This window comes from Streptomyces sp. NPDC018000, from assembly GCF_044328025.1.
Classification (GTDB): Bacteria; Actinomycetota; Actinomycetes; order Streptomycetales; family Streptomycetaceae; genus Streptomyces.
Genome location: NZ_JBIRGM010000021.1, coordinates 15322 through 35901, shown reverse-complemented (window position 1 = coordinate 35901; position 20580 = coordinate 15322). Strand labels below are relative to the sequence as shown.

The 20580-nt window shown below is 71.7% G+C and carries 11 protein-coding genes; 7 read left to right on the top strand and 4 right to left on the bottom strand.

Annotated elements, in window-relative coordinates; translation table 11 throughout:
• Positions 1-190: 190 nt before the first annotated feature.
• Positions 191-1564 carry an MFS transporter gene (locus ACH4EW_RS27700; protein ID WP_398261447.1) on the bottom strand — a complete coding sequence of 458 codons (1374 nt, stop codon included), beginning with the start codon at positions 1562-1564 and terminating at the stop codon, positions 191-193.
• Positions 1565-1610: 46 nt separating this feature from the next.
• Positions 1611-2375, bottom strand: a complete 765-nt coding sequence (locus tag ACH4EW_RS27695) for a glycerophosphodiester phosphodiesterase (RefSeq protein ID WP_398261529.1) — start codon at positions 2373-2375, stop codon at positions 1611-1613.
• Between the two features lie 824 nt (positions 2376-3199).
• Between ACH4EW_RS27695 and ACH4EW_RS27690 the strand changes: the two genes are divergently transcribed.
• Positions 3200-4699: a PLP-dependent aminotransferase family protein gene (locus ACH4EW_RS27690; protein WP_398261445.1), complete on the top strand. Its 1500-nt coding sequence runs from the start codon at positions 3200-3202 to the stop codon at positions 4697-4699.
• Between the two features lie 59 nt (positions 4700-4758).
• On the opposite strand, the gene ACH4EW_RS27685 is transcribed toward ACH4EW_RS27690, so the two are convergent.
• Positions 4759-6369: a hypothetical protein gene (locus ACH4EW_RS27685; RefSeq protein ID WP_398261443.1), complete on the bottom strand. Its 1611-nt coding sequence runs from the start codon at positions 6367-6369 to the stop codon at positions 4759-4761.
• 37 nt (positions 6370-6406) lie between these two features.
• The gene (locus ACH4EW_RS27680; protein WP_393702356.1) at positions 6407-6601 is read right to left on the bottom strand and encodes a hypothetical protein; all 195 of its coding nucleotides are present in this window, start codon (positions 6599-6601) and stop codon (positions 6407-6409) included.
• A gap of 315 nt (positions 6602-6916) precedes the next feature.
• Here ACH4EW_RS27680 and ACH4EW_RS27675 point away from each other — a divergent pair, with 315 nt between their 5' ends.
• The 6 genes from ACH4EW_RS27675 to ACH4EW_RS27650 all read left to right on the top strand — a co-directional run bounded on the left by ACH4EW_RS27675 (position 6917) and on the right by ACH4EW_RS27650 (position 20524).
• Positions 6917-7309, top strand: a complete 393-nt coding sequence (locus ACH4EW_RS27675; RefSeq protein ID WP_398261441.1) for an ankyrin repeat domain-containing protein — start codon at positions 6917-6919, stop codon at positions 7307-7309.
• A gap of 219 nt (positions 7310-7528) precedes the next feature.
• A complete protein-coding gene (locus ACH4EW_RS27670) occupies positions 7529-8947 on the top strand; it encodes a HEAT repeat domain-containing protein (protein WP_398261439.1) in 1419 nt (472 codons plus the stop codon).
• Positions 8948-9270: 323 nt separating this feature from the next.
• Positions 9271-12927, top strand: a complete 3657-nt coding sequence (locus tag ACH4EW_RS27665; protein ID WP_398261437.1) for a hydantoinase B/oxoprolinase family protein — start codon at positions 9271-9273, stop codon at positions 12925-12927.
• An 83-nt stretch (positions 12928-13010) separates the two neighbouring features.
• Positions 13011-14537: a hypothetical protein gene (locus ACH4EW_RS27660; RefSeq protein WP_398261436.1), complete on the top strand. Its 1527-nt coding sequence runs from the start codon at positions 13011-13013 to the stop codon at positions 14535-14537.
• A 172-nt stretch (positions 14538-14709) separates the two neighbouring features.
• Entirely contained in the window at positions 14710-15639 is a 930-nt protein-coding gene (locus ACH4EW_RS27655; protein WP_398261434.1) for a hypothetical protein, read from the top strand.
• A gap of 61 nt (positions 15640-15700) precedes the next feature.
• A complete protein-coding gene (locus tag ACH4EW_RS27650; RefSeq protein WP_398261432.1) occupies positions 15701-20524 on the top strand; it encodes a hypothetical protein in 4824 nt (1607 codons plus the stop codon).
• The last annotated feature ends 56 nt before the right edge of the window (positions 20525-20580 follow it).

Below are 20580 nucleotides of genomic sequence, written 5' to 3'. Positions count from 1 at the left end.
GGTAAAGATTCCCGTTGCCGGTCATGCGTCGCCCGTCGTGCCGCTGCTTCTTCAGGGTTGGGGTACCCGCCAATGCCCGGTTTGTCACATCTGGCGGAAGTTGTCACCCAACGGTTTGGCTTCTTCCGCTCGCAGTAACGGTCCTCCGGGCAGGCCAAACGCGTACACTACCGGCCTTTCACTTCAACGTCTAAATCCGTTTCGGAACGGGATTCCCCGCTGCCGCCACGGCCTGCCGGACAGGCACTCTCGCGAGCAATACGGAACCGACCACGAAGAAGATCACCAACGAGATGATCGCATCCCGATAACTCCCGGTCAGCTGATATGCGAGACCGAACACCAGCGGCCCGAGCCAGCTCAGTCCGCGGTCGCTCATCTCGTACGCGGAGAAGTACTCGGCCTCCTTGCCGTGCGGCACCAGATGGGAGAACAGCGAGCGCGACAGCGCCTGGCTGCCGCCGAGCACCAGACCGATCGCCGAGGCCAGCACATAGAAGAAGACCGGCGCTTCGGAGGGCAGGAAATAGCCTGCGACGAGAATCAGCGTCCAGACGACGAGCGAGCCGAGGATCGTGCGCTTCGCGCCGTACACCCGCGCCAGCCGGCCCATCCCCAGCGCTCCGGCCACCGCGAGCACCTGCACCAGCAGCACGGCCGTGATCAGCGTCGTCTGGTCGAGGCCCAGTTCCTCGGAGCCGTACACCGAGGCCTGGGAGATCACCGTCTGTACGCCGTCGTTGTAGACGAGGTACGCCAGCAGGAAGGAGAGCGTCAGCGGATGGCTGCGCATGTCGCGCAGGGTGGCCATCAGTTGCCGCCATCCCGAGCCGACCGCACCCTCGCCATCCGGCGTCACCCGCCGGTCGCGCAGCCGTCGCAGCGGCACGAGGGTGAAGGCGCCCCACCAGACACCGGCCGATGCGAGACAGATCCGCACCGCGTCGGACTCGGAGAGGCCGAAGGAGTCGTGACCCGTGTACAGCACCAGATTCAGGATGAGGACGAACGCACCCGAGGTGTATCCGAACGCCCAGCCGCGCGACGAGACCGCATCCCGCTCGTCCGGTCCTGCGATCTGCGGCAGATAGGCGTTGTAGAGCACCATCGACACCGAGACCGAGGCGTTCGCCACGATCAGCAGGAACGCGCCCAGCAGATAGCGCTGGCCGTCCAGGAAGAACATGCCGGTGGTCGCGGCAGCCCCCACATAGGCCGCGGCCGCCAGCAGCGGCTTCTTCCGCCCCGTACGGTCCGCGGCGGCCCCCACGATCGGCATCACTATCACCGCGACCACGACGGACACGGAGACCGCGTAGGCGAACAGCGACCCGGCGCGCACCGGTATCCCGAGCGGATGCACGAAACCGTCGGTGTCGGCGGCCGCCTTGGCGACCGACGTCAGATAGGGGCCGAGGAAGACCGTCAGGACGCTCGTCGAGTAGACGGAGCAGGCGAAGTCGTAGAAATACCAGCCGCGTTGTTCGCGTCTGCGGCTCGCAGCGTCGGCGGAACCCGTCGTGAGTCCAGTCGGCCCAGCGCTGTCCGTGGTCTCGGCGCTCAACCCGCACCCCCTTGTCTCTCCCCGTGGAGACCTCGCACGACCGGCGTCAGGCCCAGGCCCCCCGCTCGCTCAGCACCGTACGCAGCGTCTCGATGTGATCGGTCATGATGCCATCCACACCGAGATCGAGGAGCGCAGCCATCCGCTCGGGTTCGTTCACCGTCCAGACGTGCACCTGGAGTCCCCGTGCGTGCGCCTCGCGTACGAAGCGCCGGTCGACCACCCGGACGCCGTTCTGGCTCTCCGGTACCTGCGCGCACACCGCGCCGGCCCGCAGCGCCGCCGGTATGCCGTACGAGCGCAGCCGCAGGCCCAGTACGCCGCGGACGCCGTAGGAGGTGGCGAGCCGGGGCCCCGCGAGACGGTGGGCCCTGGCGACGCGGGCCTCCGAGAACGAGCCGACGCACACCCGGTCCCAGGCATCCGCCCGGCGGATCAGATCGACCAGCGGGGCCAGGGCGGACTCGGCCTTGATGTCGACGTTCCAACGGGCTTCGGGGAACGTCTCCAGCAGCTCCTCGAACAGTGGCAGCGGCTCCCGGCCCGCCACCCTGGCCTGCCGCACCTCGTTCCACGGCAGCTCGGCTATCCGGCCCCGGGCGTCCGTCACCCGGTCCAGAGTGGTGTCGTGGAAGGCCACCAGACGACCGTCCGCCGTGGTGTGCACATCGGTCTCGAAGTAGCGGTACCCGGCATCGGCGGCCCGCCGGAACGCGGCCGTGGTGTTCTCGATCCCGTCCGCGGTACCCCCTCGATGGGCGAAGGGGATCGTCGAGGGGTGATCGAGATAGGGGTGGCGTTCGGAGGTCACTGCGGCAGTATGGCCTGCTTTCGGAGTCCGGGCGGTGACGGCGCTCTCGCCGCCGCCCGGCCCGGGTGCGACGGGCGCCTCCTCATCGGGCCCGGCGGCGGCCTCTGCCGCCGGCCTGCCGCCGATCGCGAAGAAGCGCAGGAAGAACTGGGCGAGCGGGCCGATGGCCAGGGCGTAGAACACCGTGCCCGCGCCGAGCGAGCCGCCGAGCACGAAGCCGGTCACCACGACCGCCACCTCGATCAGTGTGCGGACGAGCCGGATGGAGCGGCCGGTACGCAGATGAAGACCGGTCATGAGCCCGTCGCGCGGGCCCGGGCCGAACCGCGCCGCGATGTACAGCCCCGTCGCGACACCGTTGACCACGACACCGGCGACCATCACGGCGATCTGCGCTGCGACTGCGTGCACGTCGGGCACGAGCGCCAGCGTGCCGTCCATGACGATGCCGATGACGAAGACATTGGAGACGGTGCCGAGACCGGGACGCTGCCTGATCGGTATCCACAGCAGCAGAACGGCGGCGCCGACGATGATCGAGACGACCCCGATGGACACTCCGGTCCGCTCGGCGAGCCCCTGATGCAGCACGCCCCAGGGTTCGAGGCCGAGGCCGGCGCGGACCAGGAGCGCCGAGCTCGCCCCGTACAGCGCAAGGCCGGCGTACAGCTGAATCAGCCTTCGCACGAGGTGCGCCCCGCGAGGGGCAGGAGTGATGGACAAGAGGTCCCCCTGGAGTGGTGGTAGTGGACTGCCGCATGTCACCCTGTGGCAGGGGATTGGCCGCCAACTATGGCCAATCCCGGGAAGGTGGACTGATTTCGATGGCGCAGTGGACTTCGGCAGTCGGTGCGGCACAGCTCGCGCGGCAGCTCCAGGCCCAACAGCCCCGGCCCGCCGGACCGGGCGCCCGCAGGCCGCCCGCCTATCGCGCACTGGCCGACGGGGTCCGTCTGCTCGTCCTCGAAGGCCGGGTGCCCGTGGCCGCCCGGCTCCCCGCCGAGCGTGAACTCGCGCTCGCCCTGTCCGTCAGCCGGACCACCGTCGCCGCCGCGTACGAGGCGCTGCGGGCAGAGGGGTTCCTGGAGTCCCGTCGGGGCGCAGGCAGCTGGACCGCCGTACCGGCGGGCAATCCGCTGCCCGCACGCGGTCTGGAACCGCTTCCCCCGGAGTCGCTCGGCTCGATGATCGACCTGGGATGCGCCTCGCTGCCCGCCCCCGAACCGTGGCTGACCCGGGCGGTCCAGGGCGCCCTGGAGGAGCTGGCACCGTACGCCCACACCCATGGCGACTACCCGGCCGGTCTGCCCGTGCTGCGGCAGATGATCGCCGACCGTTACACCGGGCGGGGCATCCCGACCATGCCCGAACAGATCATGGTCACCACCGGGGCGATGGGCGCGATCGACGCGATCTGCCACCTCTTCGCCGGCCGTGGCGAACGGATCGCGGTGGAGTCCCCGAGCTACGCCAACATCCTGCAACTGATGCGGGAGGCCGGCGTGCGGCTGGTGCCGGTGGCGATGGAGGAAGGGCTCGGCGGCTGGGACATGAACCGGTGGCGGCAGGTACTGCGGGAGGCGGCGCCCCGGCTCGCCTACGTCGTCGCCGACTTCCACAACCCCACCGGCGCGCTGGCCGACGAGGACCGGCGACGTGACCTGGTGGACGCCGCCCGCTCCGCCGGCACGGTCCTGGTCGTCGACGAGACCATGAACGAGCTGTATCTCGACGCCGATGTGCAGATGCCGCGCCGGGTCTGTGCCTTCGATCCGGCGGGCTCCACCGTGCTCACTGTCGGATCGGCGAGCAAGGCCTTCTGGGCCGGCATGCGGATCGGCTGGGTGCGCGCCGCCCCGGACGTGATCCGCAGCCTGGTGGCCGCCCGCGCCTACGCCGACATGGGGACGCCCGTCCTTGAGCAGCTCGCCCTCAACTGGCTGATGCGTACCGGCGGCTGGGAACAGGCCGTGCGGGTCCGGCGCGAACAGGCGCGGGAGAACCGGGACTCGCTCGTCGCCGCGGTCCGCCGGGAGCTGCCGGACTGGGAGTTCTCGGTTCCGCGTGGTGGTCTGACCCTCTGGGTGCGTACCGGCGGCCTCTCCGGCTCCAGGCTCGCGGTGGCGGGGGAGAGGGTCGGTGTTCGCGTTCCCTCCGGCCCCCGGTTCGGCGTCGACGGCGCCTTCGAGGGGTACGTACGGCTGCCGTTCACGGTCGCGGGGCCGGTCGCGGACGAGGCGGCGGTACGGCTCGCGGCGGCGGCGCAGCTGGTGGGTTCGGGGGCGGGCGCGGGGGTCGAGGCGCCGCGGACGTTCGTCGCCTGATCGGCAGGGCGGCGCGGGGGTGACGGATCAGCCGATGCATCACCCCCGCGCCGCCCCGTTCAGTCGCTGACCGCCATGCCTTCGACGGCCACGGCCGCGGTCACGGTGCGCGGCATCGCCGGGTCCGGGACGCACGCCCCGACCGGTGCGGTCTCCTCGGCCGGGGCCTGCCGCCGGGGGAGCAGACCGAGGACGGCCTGCCGCTGCGCCTCGCTGGTCGCCTCGTCGTACGGATCGGGTGTGGCCGGGACCTGGAGCCGCATCACGGGGCCGGTGCCGAGCCGTGCGTACCCCCGGCCGGGAGGGACGTTCAATATCGGCGTCGTGTGCGGCTCCGTGCCGAGCACCGACTCGACCTGCTCGCGGGAGAAGTCGCCGAGCACGATCCTGGCCCGGGTATGGGTCCGTACGGTCTCGCCGAGGGTGTCCAGGCTGTCGAACTGATCGGTCATGACCACGGTGACATTGGCCGCCCTGCCGTGCCGCAGCGGCACCTGGAGCAGTTCCCGGGGGTCGGTCCTGCCGTCGGCGGCCGCCAGATGGCCGAGGACGCTGGGCCGGTCCAGCAGGATCCAGAGCGGGCGCTTGACGTCGTCGGGGGCGGGGTGGCCGGACTGCCGGGCCCGGTTCGCCGCGATCAGCCGTCGCTCCGTCTCGTGGGACGCCCACTCCAGGGTCGCCAGCGCGCCGGCCAGGCCGCACTCCACGGCCAGGACGCCGTCGCGCCCGGTCAGGCAGGCGTACTCGCCGGTTCCGCTGCCTTCGATGATCAGGATGTCGCCGTGCTGGAGCGCCTGCAGGGCGATGGAGCGCATCAGCGTGGTGGTGCCGCTGCCGGGCTGTCCGACGGCCAGCAGATGCGGCTCGGTGGAGCGGGCGCCGGTCCGCCAGACGACCGGAGGTGCGTCGCGGGTCGCGTCGCCGTCGGTCACGGGGACGGTGCGCTGCACCGCTTCGCCGTCGGTGAAACCCAGCACGGTCTCGCCGGGGGCGGTGACGAAGCGCTGGGCCCCGATCGAGGTGGGCAGGGCATCGAGCACGTTCATGACGAGCTGATTGCCCTCCTCGTCCCAGGCGAAGTGGTACTCGCGGCCACGGCCGGACTTGGTATGCAGCAGCCGCTCGATCCGGATGCGGGAGGCGGCCTCGCTGTCGGTGAAGTAAGCGGGGTACGTCACCTGGAGACGTGTCAGGCGTCCGTTGCCGTCGAACTCGTAACCGCTGAAGACCTTGTCCCAGTCGCCGCCGTGGGCGAACAGCGCACTGGGGTCGTCGGCCACGGAGAAGTACGGCACGAGCGCCTCGTACAGGCACCGCAGCCGCCCGGCCTCCGCCTCGTCGGGGCCGGTCTTCACGGGGGTCCGGTCCCGGCCCTTCCACGCGGCGGCGCCCATCACCGTGACCAGGGCGATCACGGACCCGTACGGGATGAGCGCGACCAGGAGTACGCAGGCCGCGACAGAGAACAGCGTCGGACCACGCTTGTCCTTGGGCGTCGCGGCCCACTTCTGCCGTCCGGCTCCGGCCAGCAACCGCAGACCGCGAGTGACCGTGATCAACGGATGGAGGACGTCGGTGGCGTTGTCGGCGGCCGTGCGCGCGAACTCGCGACTGCGAGTGATCGAGGCGCTGCCGCTGCTCAGAATGCGGGGGAGTGGTCGCCGGGCCACGTCGGTCTCCTGAAGGGGTGGAAGTGGTCGCGGACGGTCAGAACTTGATCCCGCCCAAGAGGCCGGCGAGACTCGCGCCGCCCGCGGTGATGCTCGGTGCGATGGCGGTGCCTGCCAGATAGAAGCCGAACATGGCGGTGACGACGGCGTGCGATGCCTTGAGGCCGTCCTTCCTGAAGAACAGGAAGACGATGACGCCGAGGATGACTACGCCTGACATGGACAGGATCATGAGAGGTTCTCCTGGATAGGGGGACAGTCACCATGAGTCCTTCCAGGTTCACTGGAAGTATCTATACGATAAAAGCGGCATTTGGGTTAAAAGTCTGTATTTTCACTTGTTTGGCTGACGTGGGAGTGCCGGAGGGACGGGAAACTCGATGTCACGCGCTGTTCCGTCGTCACCGGACCTGATCTTTTGCCGTGGGTGGGCCAGGGGCATGTGCGCGTTCGAGCAGTACCCTGTCGATTCACTCGTACGGCCCCCACGGCGTACACCCCGCAGGTCGACAGTGGTGAAACCGGTCAATGGAAGGCGGCCCGTCCGATGAGCGAAACCCCCGATCCCGAGGTGGTCGAGCTGGCGACGAAGGTCTTCGACCTGGCCCGCCGCGGTGAGACCGACACCCTCGCCGCCTATGTAGACGCGGGGGTCCCCGCGAACCTCACCAACGACCGGGGCGATTCACTGCTGATGCTCGCCGCTTATCACGGGCATGCCGCCGCGGTCACCGCCCTCGTCGGCCGCGGCGCCGACCCGGACCGGGCCAACGACCGCGGACAGACACCGCTCGCCGGAGCCGTCTTCAAGGGCGAGGATGCGGTGATCGAGGCGCTGCTCGCCGCAGGGGCCGACCCGGCGGCCGGAACACCCTCCGCACTGGACACTGCGCGCATGTTCGGCAAGGCCGACCTGCTGGAACTCTTCGGCTCCCGCTGACCGGGTACGCCGTAAATGTGGTCGCGGTGGCGAAATGACTGGGTCATCATGACGTCGCGGGCCCGGTCCGGGCCACCGACGAGAGGCAGAGGAAGATGGTCTACACCAAGCAGAAGACGGCGGTCGGCCGATCATGTTGCTGCGCGGCGTAGTGCCCCACCCGGCACTTGGAACTGCACAGTCCCGGTTGCGTCGACAGCTTGATGTGAGGCTTTTTCCATGTTTGATCCGTTCATAGCGCCGAGCGGCACCCTGCTCGGCCTGCTGCAGAGGGGCCGGGGCGACGGCACGCTCCACGCGCTCGCCGCGCCGCGCCCCGAGGCCTTGGCGGCTCTCAACCACTGCGTCCTGAGCGATCCGCGTCACGACTGGCAGGTGGAGAACCGCTCGCTCTACTACGCGCGCCTGTATCTCGACCTCGACGGCGGTATCGAAGAGATCGAGCGTCACCTGTGCGATCCCGACGACCACCTCGACACCGACGACTCACGCACCGGGCTGGCCCTCGCAGTCCTCGGCCACCTCGCCTCGTACGGACGGGACGACGCCCTGGCCCTGCTGCGGCGGTACGCCGCGACCGGAGCCAACTGGGCCTGGGCCCTGGACGAGCTCGCCCTGCGTGACGACGACGCGGGGCTCGGCGCGCTGGCCGTACCCGTGCTCAGCCGATTCCCGGCGACCGAGGAGGGCGCCGCCGAACTGGCCGCCGCCGTACGGGACGCCTTCGAACCCCGCCCCTGGCGGCTCTGGGCGGACGACCCGCGCGAGGACGTCGGTGCCAGGATCAGGGCCGCCTCGGAACAGGGCTCCTTCGACCGCTGGCAGCGGCAGATGCGGCCCGGCGGCCCCCGCCCCGGCTGGAGTGTCCGGGCCGTCCTCGACTGGGCCCAGCAGGGACTCGAACGCGGCAGCCTTCTCCACGTCCCGGCCGCCCGGTGTCTCACCGCAGTCGCCGGCCCCGAGGACCGCTCCACGATCCTCGAGGCCGCCCGCAGCGGCCCCGAGGGCGCACGCTGCGCCGCTCTGCACTATCTGGCAGAGGCCAGGGACCCGGCCGTGCTCGACCTGATCGAGACCGCCGCGGTCAGCGACTCCCGCACCGTTGCCGACGCGGGCGTCGCCGCCTTCGAGCGGATGTGCGGCGAAGCGGCGGTGGAGCGCGCCAGGCGCTGGGCCCGGCGGCCCGACGCCCTCGGCGCCTCCGCGGCCGGTGTGCTCGCCTGCCGGGGGGGCGCCCAGGACGCCCCACTGGTCCTCGGCGCACTCCGCGAGGCCGTACGGGGCGAAGGGCCGGACGCACCACGCCTGTGGACCCTCGTCGACGGCGCGGGCCGGCTGGGCATCGCCTGCGCGGCTCCCGTGCTGCGCCATGTCTACCGGGAGACGTCCTCCTCGCACCTGCGCGGCCGAGCGGCCTGCGCACTGGCCGCAACCGACCCCTCCTTCGCCACCGGATTCGCCGTCGAATGCCTGTGGGACTGCGAGGAGACCACCCGTGAGGTCGCCGCACTCCACGCCGAGACCGGCGACATCAGAGTCGCCGAGCGACTGCGCCGACTCGCCGCGGACCCGGCCGAGGAGGCCGAAGTGCAGACAGCGGTACGCAGCAGGATCGGGCCCGACACCCCCGCGGTCTGACCGCAGTACGCACAGCGGCGCGCGTCGGGGGGCGCGCCGCGCGAACGGGCCGGGCCGTGTCCGCGAAGCCCCGCCCGGCCCGCGGCGCCCGGCGCTTCCCCGAGTTCCCGGCTTCGCCCGGCGGCGGGTGGACCGCTCGACCTCGTCGATCACGGACGGACCGGGCTGCTGGAACGGCGGGCCGAGGCGGCGCTGCGGAGCGCGTCGGCCGCCGTGGAGCCGATCGGTGCGCCGGCCGCCGTGGAGCCGATCGGTGCGCCGGCCGCCGTGGAGCAGGCCGCACCGTCGGGGCCGTTGTCCTTGCTGCGCGTCAGTATGGAGGGGTGACCGGACGCTGGGAGTTCTGGATCGACCGTGGCGGGACGTTCACCGATGTCGTGGGCCGGGATCCCGATGGGCACCTGGTCACCCGCAAGCTGCTCTCCCACGACCCGGACCGCTACCGCGACGCCGCCGTGGCCGGAATCCGGGAGCTGCTGGGCCTCGGCCCCACCGACCCGGTCCCGGCCGACCAGGTCGGCACGGTGAAGATCGGCACGACGGTCGCCACCAACGCCCTGCTGGAGCGGCGCGGTGAGCCGACCGTCCTGGTCATCACGGAAGGCTTCCGCGACGCGCTGCGCATCGCGTACCAGAACCGGCCGAGACTCTTCGACCGCCGCATCCTGCTGCCCGAGGCCGTGTACGAGCAGGTCATCGAGGTCCCCGAGCGGATCGACGCCCGAGGCCGGGTCGTGACACCACTCGACCGGGACGCGGTCGCCGAGCGGCTGCAGGCGGCCCGGGCCGACGGACTGCGCAGCGCGGCGGTCGTCCTGATGCACGGCTACCGCCACCCCGTACACGAGAGCGCCGTGGCCGCCGCGGCCCGCGAGGCAGGCTTCACCCAGGTCAGCTGTTCGCACGAGGTGAGCCCGCTGATCAAGCTCGTACCGCGCGGCGACACCACCGTCGTCGACGCCTACCTCTCGCCGATCCTGCGCCGGTACGTCGACGAGGTCGCTCGCGAACTCGACGGAATCCGGCTGATGTTCATGCAGTCCAACGGCGGGCTGCGCGAGGCGTCGCACTTCCGGGGCAAGGACGCGGTGCTCTCCGGCCCCGCCGGTGGCGTGGTCGGCATGGCCCGTACGTCCGGGCAGGCCGGATTCGACCGGGTCATCGGTTTCGACATGGGCGGCACCTCCACCGATGTGTCGCACTACGCGGGCGAGTTCGAGCGCGAGCTGGGCACGCAGGTGGCCGGTGTGCGGATGCGCGCCCCCATGATGAACATCCACACCGTCGCCGCCGGCGGCGGCTCCGTCCTGCACTTCGACGGCCACCGCTACCGCGTCGGCCCCGACTCGGCGGGCGCGATCCCCGGCCCGGCCTGCTACCGCCGCGGCGGTCCGCTGACCGTCACCGACGCCAATGTGATGCTCGGACGGGTCCAGCCCGCGCACTTCCCGGCCGTCTTCGGACCCGGCGGCGACCTCCCGCTCGACGCGGACCTCGTACGCGAACGTTTCGACGCGCTCGCGCAGGACGTGACGCGCGCCACCGGAACGCGGCACACGGCGGCCGAGGTCGCCGCCGGGTTCCTGGAGATCGCCGTGCTCAACATGGCGAACGCGGTCAAGAAGATCTCTGTGCAGCGCGGACACGACATCACCCGCTACGCCCTGACCGGCTTCGGCGGCGCCGGAGGCCAGCACGTCTGCGCCGTCGCCGACGCCCTCGGTATCGACACGGTCCTCGTACCGCCCCTGGCCGGCGTGCTGTCCGCGTACGGCATCGGTCTCGCTGACGCCACCGCGATGCGCGAACAGTCCGTCGAGGCGGAACTGAACGAGGCGACCCGGACCACGGTGGGCGACCTCTGCGACGAACTCGCCGCCCGCACCCGCGCCGAACTGCGCGCCGACGCCATCCCCGACAACGCGATCAGCACGCGCGCCCGGGTGTTCCTGCGCTACGCCGGTACGGACTCGAGCCTGCCCGTCGGCCTGGACAGCGCACCCGCCATGGCCGAGGCGTTCACCGCAGAGCACCGCGCACGCTACGCGTTCACCATGGAAAAACCCCTGGTCGTCGAGGCGGTTTCGGTCGAGGCGATCGGAACGGCGGGACAGCACGAACCGCGCCCGGCCGCCCGCGCACCCCGTGGGAGCACAGAACCTCAACCGCACGACACCGTAAGGATGTTCACCGGCGGCCGATGGCAGGACACCCCGCTCCACCGGCGCGAGGAACTGCACCCTGCGGACACCGTGACCGGCCCCGGCGTGATCGCCGAGGCGGATGCCACCACTGTCGTCGACCCGGGCTGGCAGGCCGCTCTCACCGACGCCGGCCATCTCCTGCTCACCAGGGTCCGCCCGCGCCCGGACCGCACGGCCGTCGGCACTCGGGTCGACCCCGTCATGCTGGAGGTCTTCAACAACCTGTTCATGTCGATCGCCGAACAGATGGGCGTGCGCCTGGAGAACACGGCCCACTCCGTCAACATCAAGGAGCGGCTCGACTTCTCCTGCGCCCTTTTCGACGCGGACGGCAATCTGATCGCCAACGCCCCGCACATTCCCGTGCATCTCGGCTCGATGGGGGAGTCCATCAAGGAGGTACTGCGGCGCAACAGCGGAGCGATGCGGCCCGGCGATGTGTACGCCATCAACGATCCGTACCACGGGGGCACACACCTGCCCGATGTCACCGTTGTGACACCCGTGTTCGACGAGACCGGTAGCGGGCGGCCGGAGCTGCGCTTCCTCGTGGCCTCACGCGGACACCACGCCGAGATCGGCGGCATCACCCCCGGCTCCATGCCCGCCTTCAGTCGCACCATCCATGAGGAAGGAGTGCTGTTCGACAACTGGCTGCTGGTGCGGGACGGCAGACTTCGCGAGGCCGAGACGCGCAAGCTGCTCACCGCCGCCGCGTACCCTTCCCGCGACCCGGACACCAACCTTGCCGATCTGCGCGCCCAGATCGCCGCCAATGAGAAGGGAATCGCCGAACTCCGCCGCATGGTCGAGCAGTTCGGCCCCGAGGTCGTAGCCGCATACATGGGGCACGTGCAGGACAACGCCGAGGAGTCCGTCCGCCGGATCATCGCCGAACTGCACGACGGCGCCTACCGCTACGAGACCGACAACGGCGCGGTCATCGAGGTCGCCCTCACCGTGGACAAGGCCAACCGCAGCGCAGTCGTCGACTTCACCGGCACCTCACCGCAGCAGCCGGGAAACTTCAACGCGCCGAAATCCGTGGTGATGGCCGCTGTCCTGTATGTCTTCCGGACCCTGGTCGCCGACGACATCCCGCTCAACAGTGGCTGCCTCAAGCCCCTGGAGGTCAGGATTCCGGAGGGCTCCATGCTGGCCCCCGTCCATCCGGCGGCCACCGTCGCGGGAAACGTGGAGACGTCCCAGGCCGTCACGGGCGCCCTCTACGCGGCGCTCGGCATCCAGGCCGAGGGCTCGGGCACCATGAACAACCTCACCTTCGGCAACGAACGGGTCCAGTACTACGAGACCGTGGCGAGCGGTTCGGGCGCGGGCGACGGCTTCGACGGCGCCGACGCCGTACAGACCCACATGACCAACTCCCGCCTCACTGACCCCGAAGTCCTCGAATGGCGCTACCCCGTGCTGCTGGAGAGCTTTCGGGTACGGGACGGCAGCGGAGGTACGGGGCGTTGGCACGGCGGCTGCGGCGTGGAGCGGCGAATCCGCTTCCTCGAACCCGTGACCGTGGCGCTGCTCGCCGGCCACCGCCGGGTCCGTCCGTACGGCATGGCGGGCGGTGGACCCGGCGCGCTGGGCGAGCAGCACATCGAGCGCTCGGACGGCCGGACGGTCACACCACTTCGCGGCTGCGACATGGCCGACCTGGAGCGGCAGGACGTACTGGTGCTCCGCACACCGGGCGGCGGGGGCTACGGACCCCCGGAGCCGGGCCGGAACGACCGCAAGCACCCCACCGGGGAACGGCTGTGACGCCGGCGCCGGCCGGCGCCGGGCAAGGGGTCGCTTCTGCGTCGTTTCGACCGCTGTCAGTGTGAGGACCTAATCTGTGCAGCGTGACTTCGCCTGCCTACACGGACAACGCTGCGCCCCAGCTCAGCGCGGGGCCGCGGCCTGCCCCGGGCCCGGCCGCCGACGAGGGGCTCTCGCGGCGGCTGCGCGCGCTCGCCTGCACGGCGCCGCTGCACGACCTCGATGTGCGCAAGGCGAATCTGGCCGGTGAGTACACCGTCTACGCGATGGCCGAGGTCGCACTCGCCGCGATCGATCTCGTCACCCTCAACATGGACTTCGACACGGGTGCCGACCACGACCAGATAGTGACCAGGCTGCTTCCCCGTGTCGCCGCCCAGGCCCCGCGCCGCCCGGCCGCCGAGCACGAGCGGGTCGCCCGCTGGGTGCTGGAGAACCTGATCAATGTCGGCAGCGTCGACCGCGGATTCCGTGCGGTATACGGCACCTTCGACCCTGATGGGGTATATGTCCGTCGCGATTACGACTTCAAACTGATCGAAGAGGTCCCGGGATACGGCGGCACCGTCTACCTCCGGACCACCGACGAAGCGGTCAACGTCCTGGTCGGTGCCCTCGACACGGACGTCACCAGCGCCCAGATCGCGGCCGAGGTGAAGCTGGAGGTCCTCATCAGCCGAGGCCGCCTCGCGGACGCCCAGCTCGCTGCCGAACAGGCTCGTTACCGCACCGTGCAGTACGCGGAGACCCTCCGCAAGACGCTGGAGGCCACCCGGCGCAACGTCCGGGCCGTCGACTGGCTCAACGCCGTGCCGGACATGATCGCCGAAGCACTCGACCACGTCGCCGACCGCTACCGCCACGAGAACGCGATCCTCACCAACATCCGCAAGGCGCGCGACGAGGCCGAGGAGCCCGAGCACAAGCGGCGCGCCGCCGAGCTCGTCGACATCGTCAAGGACTGCATCCGCCGCCACACCCAGCTGCAGTCCCGCCTGCTGGAAGCCGGACCGCTCTTCCGCGCCGAACAGGACCGGCAGGCGTTCGCCACCCCCACGGCCCGCACCGGCCTCGATCTGTACGGTCAGCTGGTCGCCCCGCTGCTGCCGCTCCCCGTCGAAGAGGCGATCCGCGTCACGGACGCGTTCTTCGCCCACGGCACCGGGCTGCGCAACCCCACCTCGCTACGGGTGGGCGACCTCGTCGACATGCTGCTCACCCCGCCACTGGAACGGGAACACCTGGGCGCCGAAATGCCCGAGCCCGACCTGATCGCCACCCCGGACGACAGCAGATTCAGCGAGGAGCAGCTCGCGAGCGCCATGGAACTCCTCGATCTGGAGCACGACGCCCCGCGCCGGCTCTCCGGACTCCTCGCGGAGGCCCGGCGCCGCGATCCCGAACTGCCCTACCTGGTCGCCCTGCTGGCGGTGCACGCCGCGAGCCCACCGGTCGGCACCGCCTACCGGCAGGGCGAGCAGCGCCTGTTGTTCTCCGTCGACGACGGGACGCAGCTCGACGACCCGGAGTTCGGCGGTGCGGACCTGATAGTGGGGACGGCCCTGCTGGACGCGGCCGGAATGGCCGCGGACCGCTCGGAGGCGTCATGAGCGGCACCTCGTGTGCCTCACACGAGGTGCCGGCCGGTCCGCCGCACGTCGGCCATGGGCGTCATCGCCACGCCGGCGGACCGGCCGGCACCACCCAGCCCGGGACGGATGCCGCGAAAGTCGGCGCCGTCCACCCCGTACCGAAGATTTTCCGCAGCAAGGAGCGACAGTCGTGAGCGACCACCGCGCACAGCATGCCGACGCGTGGAGCGAGCCGACCGCCGCGTACGCAACCGAGAGCACGGCGCCCGCCGACCCGGCCGGGCCCGCCGCGACCGCAGCCGTCACCCCGGCCGACGCAGCCGACGCAGCCCGGCTCGTCGCCTTTGGACTGCAGCCCAAACTGCTGCCCGCACGCGACGCCGAATACGCCGAACTGCTGCGTCGCTACCGGGAGGAGCCCACTTTCGCCCGGCTCGCCGACGCCGTGGCGACCGGACTCGGCCTGGTCGTCCTGGAGGTGTCCACCCGCGCCGGCATGGCCGTGACCGCCGGTGAGGACTCGGTCTTCGCCGTCCGCATGGGCGACTACGCCCGCCGCGCCTCGTCCGACTCAGCCGACCGCTTCCTGCACGGGCTCGCACACCTCGCCGTCGCCGCGATGGCCTTCCCCCGCCCCGAGGACCTCGCCGACGACGCGTACATCGGCCGGATCACCGTCAACGGCGTCGACTCGTTCGTACGCCAGGCGTGCCGGCGCCTGGAGGAGCGTGCAGAGGAGCACGGCGACAACACGGACCCGGCCACCGACGCCCCCGGGCTGGAGGCGGCCTGGCGGATCTACGCCCGGCGCAGCTCCACCGGAGCCACGAAGGACGCCCGAAGGCTGGCCGGGTCCACCACCGGCATCGTCGGCAAGGCCGTCGCCTTCCTGACCGACTCCGGCTTCCTCCAGCGCGCCGGGGACGACGCCGGAGGTGCCTTCCGTACCACCGCCCGCTACCAGCTCCAGGTCCGCGACATGGCCGGCAGCGCCGCCATGGCCGAACTCCTGGAACTCGGAGTCGTACCGGTCACCGACGGCACGGCGACGCTCCTGCCGCCGCCCGACGCCGACGACCTGGAGCTGGCTGCCGACGCCGGTCTGCCCTTCCACGCCTGACCGGCCCCGTCCCACCACCGCCCTCTGCCTCCCGCTGCCAGAACGACGAGAGTCCGCCGCCATGTACGAGCTGTCCCGGGTCCGCCTCTACTCCATCGGGCCTGCCGGTGCGCGCTATGCCGACACCGTGCTTGACCTGCGCGGAGTGGGTGAGCCCGTGCCCAACCCCGCCCCGGCACAGGCGGAGTTCTTCGAGGACGAGCCGGTCGGCCCGCCGCGCCGCCCCGCCCCCGCCGGTGTGCTCTTCCTGGAGAACGGCGGCGGCAAGTCGGTGCTGCTGAAGCTGATCTTCTCGGTGATGCTGCCCGGCCACCGCAACACCCTCGGCGGCGCCAGCTCCGGCGTACTGCGCAAGTTCCTGCTCGCCGACGACTGCGGGCATGTCGCCCTGGAGTGGCAGCACACCCTCACCGGCGAGTGCGTGGTCGTCGGCAAGGTCAGCGAGTGGCGTGGACGGCAGGTCTCCAACGACCCGCGGAAGTTCGCCGAGGCCTGGTACTCCTTCCGCCCCGGGCCCGGTCTCAGCCTGGACTCCCTGCCGGTCGCCGAGGCCACCTCGGTGCACCGGCCCGTCGAAGGCGTCTCCGGTGCACAGGGCCGACGGCGCACCATGAAGGGTTTCCGTGACGCTCTGACCGAGGCGGGCAAGTTCTACCAGCACCTCGATGTGCACTGGGAAGAGATCCACGACCGCTGGAACGAGCACCTCGGAGACCTCGGTCTCGACCCCGAACTCTTCCGCTACCAGCGCGAGATGAACGCGGACGAGGGCGAGGCGGCCGGGCTCTTCGCGGTCAAGAAGGACTCCGACTTCACCGACCTCCTCCTCCGCGCCGTCACGGACACCCGTGACACGGACGGACTCGCCGACCTGGTGAGCGGCTTCGGCAACAAGCTGGGCCGCCGAGCCGAGCTGACCGCGGAGCGGGACTTCACCGCGGGCTCGGTCGATCTGCTCGGCCGGATCGTCGAGGCCGCCGGCGCCCGGTCCCGCGCACGGGACATCCACGCGGGCGCCGAGCGCCGCACCCGTACGCTCGCCCGCAGGCTCTCCGCCCGCGCCGGCCAGGAGCGCGGCCGGACCGCCGAACTCGCCCAGCAGGTGACGGGCGCCGCCCACACCGTCACCACGGCCGAGCAGGCCCGCAGCCGCAGCGCCCTGATCGCGGCCGAACTGGCCTACCGGCATGCCTCTCTGGCCCTGACCGCGGCTGAGAAGGGCGCGGCCGCCCAGCGCCGCGAACTGGTCGACGCCCGCACCCTGCACTCCGCCTGGCAGGCCGCCGAGGCCGTGCTCCGGCACCGCGCCGCCGCCGACCGCTCCGCCCGTGTAGCCGTCGCCATCCGCGAGGCCGAGCGCGACGCCGCGCCTGCGCTCGCCGCCCGCGCCAAGGCCGCCGCCGATCTCGTACGGGCCCTGCACACCGCGGCGGAGGCCGGCGAGACCCTGGCCAACGAGGAGGAGGAGCGCTCCGACACCCTGCAGACGGCGGGCGAGACCGCCCACCGCGACGCCACCACCGCAGCCACCGAGGCCCAGCGCGCCCGCAGCGAGGCCGGACATCTGCGCCAGCGCCTCGCCGAGGTCGAACAGGAGACAGCAGAGGCGGTACGGGCCGGCTGGCTCGACAACACCGCGCCGGACGCCGACCCGGCGCGCGCCGCCCTCGCCGCGAGCGATGCCGAGCAGTCCGCCGTCTCCGAGTGGGACACCGCCAGGGAGGCCGCCCGCTCGGCGGCCGACCTGGCCAGGGAAGCCGCAGCCGCCGAGAGCCGCGCCGAACTCGCCGCGGCGCGCGCCGCCGATGCCGCACAGGCCGCGGAACAGGCGTACGAGGCCGAGCTCAGGGCCGCCGAGTCGATCGCCGCCGACCACCGCCTGGCCGACCTGCTGGGCCTGCCGGCCACGCACGGCACAGGCGTGCCCGGGCCCCGTCGCGGAGCGGCGGCAACGGAGACGGACCCGGACGCAGCACACGGCGCGGACCACCCGGATCGGCACCAGGACCAGGCAGGTCAGGCGAGTCAGGGAGGCGCGACAGGCCGACCGGACCAGACCGCCACCGGCGCGCATACCGTCACCACCGGACAGCCCACCGCCCACGAACAGCCGCTCACCGCCCAGGAGCTGGACCGCAGCGCCGACGAACTGCGGGAACTGCTCGACCAGGGCATCGCCTCCGCCGAGCGCCGCCTCTTCGAACTGCGCACCGCGGCCGCCGATGACTCCCGCATCCTCGGCGCACTCGGCGACGGCGGACTGCTGCCGCCCGGCCCCGATGTCCTCGCCACCGTCGAATACCTCGGCGAGCACGGCATCCCCGCCCTGCCCGGCTGGCGATACCTTGCCCAGGCCGTCGACCCCGCCGACCACGCGGCCGTACTCGCCGCGCGTCCCGAACTCGTCGACGGCGTGGTCATCACCGACCCCGACTCGCACGCCCGCGCCCGCGACGTCCTGAGCGGCGCCGCCCTGCTGCCGCGCTCCGCCGTCGCCGTCGGCACCGCCGCCGCGCTGCTCGCCCCCGTCCCGGCCACCGGCACGGGCTCGGCTGCGAGTACGGAAGGGGTGTTCCTCGTTCCGCCGAACCCGGCGATGCACGACGAACACGCCGCCGACGAGGAGCGGCAGGCCCTCAGGAGCAGGGCCGCCGCCCGCGACGAGGACATCCGTGCCCTCGCGGCCCGCCTTGCCGCCGACCGCTCCCTCGCCGCCCGCATCGGCTCCTGGCGCGCGGACTGCCCGCCCGGCATGCTCGCCGAGCTCGCCGAAGCAGCCCGCACTGCCAGTTCGGCCGCCGAGGCGGCAGAAGCCGCACTTGCCGAAGCCCGTACCGTGCGCGCCGAGGCCGACGAGGCGGCTGCGGACACCGGCCGCGTCCGCGACGAACGCCAGGAGGCCGCCCAGCGTGCCCGCCGTGCCGCTGACGCCCTCGCCGGCCTCGCCCACCGGCTCCGCGAACGCGCTCGCTGGCAGGCGAAGCTGCGCGAACTGGTCGACGAGGCAGCCGAGTCCGAGGCCCGCACCACTGTCTTCCTCGAGCGGGCACGCGCCGCCGACGAGGACCGCAGGGCTGCTCAGCGCGCCGCCGACGACGCCCGCCGCACCGCCCGCGCCCTGCGCGTCGAGCGAGCCGAGATCGCAGGCGCCCCCGAACACCTCCCGGAACCCGAGGACGGCGACACCCCGCGCACCGCGCTTCCCACGCTGCGGGAGGCCTACCGGGCCGCATCCCAGCTGTACGAGAAGGTAGGCGTCGGCGCCGACCTGCGCGCCGAACAGGCCCGTGCGGAGAGCGACGAGAGCGCCGCCCTCGCCGAGCTGGACCGGCTCACCAACAAGGTCCGCACCCGGGCCGCCCAGCTCCTCGAAGGCACCGACGGCGCCGACGGCCCCTCCAGGCAGGCGGCCGCCGCCCGCGCCGAGTCCCTGGTTCAGCTCCTGGAAACCAGGGCCTCCACCGCGAGCGAGCAGCTGGGCCGGCTGCGGGGTGAGGCCGAGCGCCTGGCCCCGGTCGACGGCGAGACCCACCACACCGAACTCCCCGACGAGCTGGTTCCCGCAGACGCCGAGCAGGCCCAGGCCCTCCTGCGTACCGCCATGGCCGAACTGGCCTCCGCCACCGCAACTCTGGACACCGCCCGCGCCGCCCACGCCGAGCTGCTGCACGCCCATCGCACGGCCGAGGACTCGGCAGGCGGCTTCGACGAGACCGCCGCACTCCTGCGCGACCTCCTCAGGGACAACGGCGCGGATGACGACACCGAGGCCCCCGAGCCGTACTCGGGCAGCCTCGACGAGGCCCGGCAGTCCGCCGCAGAGGCCCGCCGTTCACTGCGAGGATGCGCCGCCGACCTGTCCGCCGCCGAGAGCGCCGTTCGGGAAGCGAGCGACGTCCTCGTACGGCATGCCAACTCCACCCGCTACGAACAGGTCCGCACCCCCGCCCGCCAGCAGATCCGCGAGCTGCCGGCCGCGGCACTGCCCGAGCACGCCGAGAAGTGGGCCGCCGCCTTCGCACCCCGGCTCCGTGTCCTCACCGACGAGCTGGCCCAGTTGGAGCGCAACCGCGATTCCATCGTCGACAGGCTCCGTGGCCTCGTGGAGTCCGCGCTCACCACCCTCCGCTCCGCCCAGCGGCTCTCCCGGCTTCCCGAAGGACTGGGGGAGTGGTCAGGCCAGGAGTTCCTCCGGATCCGCTTCGAGGAACCCGATCAGGCGACGCTCACCGAGCGACTCGGTGAGGTCATCGACGAGGCAACCCGCGCCGCCCTGAAGAAGAACTCCGATCTGCGCAGGGACGGCATGTCCCTCCTGCTGCGCGGTGTGCAGGCAGCGCTGGAACCCAAGGGCATCGCCGTGGAGATCCTCAAGCCGGACGCGGTGCTGCGTGCCGAACGCGTCCCGGTCGGACAGATGGGCGACGTCTTCTCCGGCGGCCAGCTGCTCACCGCCGCCATCGCCCTGTACTGCACGATGGCCGCACTGCGCAGCAACGACCGGGGCCGCGACCGGCACCAGCACCGGCATGCGGGCACACTCTTCCTGGACAACCCCATCGGCCGCGCCAACGCCACCTATCTGCTGGAGCTCCAGCGCGCGGTGTCGGACGCCCTCGGTGTGCAGCTGCTCTACACGACCGGACTCTTCGACACCACGGCGCTTGCCGAATTCCCGCTGGTCATCCGGTTGCGCAATGACGCGGACCTGCGGGCCGGGCTGAAGTACATCAGTGTGGAGGAGCACCTTCGTCCCGGGCTGCCGCAACAGGACCCGAACGGTGAGACGGTGCACGGCGAGATCACCGCCACCCGCATGTTCAAGCGCGCCACGACACCGCCCGGCACAGCCCAGGTTCCCGCTCAGGGCACGTCCGACGAGTAGGGAGACGGAGCGGCCGAGAGTCGCGCGAGCCCGGCCCGATCCACAGCACAGGTTGC